Source organism: Pseudomonas sp. P5_B2 (assembly GCF_056400445.1).
The window spans coordinates 1-636 of the sequence record NZ_JBFULH010001392.1; the positions used below are offsets into that span (position 1 = coordinate 1).

Annotated in this window: 1 protein-coding gene and 1 pseudogene; both read right to left on the minus strand. The window is 53.5% G+C overall.

Annotated elements, in window-relative coordinates; translation table 11 throughout:
- Positions 1 to 24 precede the first annotated feature (24 nt).
- Positions 25 to 195, minus strand: coding sequence for a DUF2986 domain-containing protein (locus AC1DRJ_RS31400; RefSeq protein ID WP_477805529.1), 171 nt, complete (start codon positions 193 to 195; stop codon positions 25 to 27).
- 150 nt (positions 196 to 345) lie between these two features.
- Positions 346 to 576, minus strand: a pseudogene (locus tag AC1DRJ_RS31405) (LysR substrate-binding domain-containing protein); the annotation flags it as partial.
- Between the last annotated feature and the right edge of the window lie 60 nt (positions 577 to 636).

Sequence of the window (636 nt, forward strand, 5' to 3'; positions counted from 1 at the left end):
GTGTAAATCGCGCTGGTGTTTGAGCTACAGGGATCCGCTCTCAGCGGCAATGATTGAGTCGTCACTGGATTCAGCCGCCAGTTTCAATCGGTCGGCTTTACTGATGTATTTGGACTTGTTTGCCGGTGCCAATTTGGCACTGGCCTTTTTGGCGTGGGCCTTTAACAACTGGGTTATTTTTTTACGACGATTCATGTTTTTCTGCTCAGCTTGTAAATTCTTGAATGCTATTGGCTTGAAATATTAAACCAGATACCAAKGGCGCGCTCTTGTGCATTGTCGATCTGGCAGCCGTCGTTTCGAGAGCGCTGATGCAGGCATCGGGAAGGGGCGGGCCAAGGGTGTTCAGTCCTGCAGCGCTGCGGCTTCATCCAGGTGGTCAATGTGCTTGAAGCGCTCAACCAGAAAACCGATCAGGCTGCGCACTCGGGCTGAAAGGTGTAACTGCTGTGGGTACACCGCATAGACATCGGCGCGTGTCGGTGTCTGGTCTTCCAGTACTAATCGCAAGCGACCACTGTGCTCGTATCGGGCGATGTTCCATTCGGCTCGCAACAGAATGCCGTGCCCTTCCAGCGTGTGTTGGCGGTGCAGATGTTCACCTCAAAAGGTTCGGCAGGTGTGACGGGTTCGGGG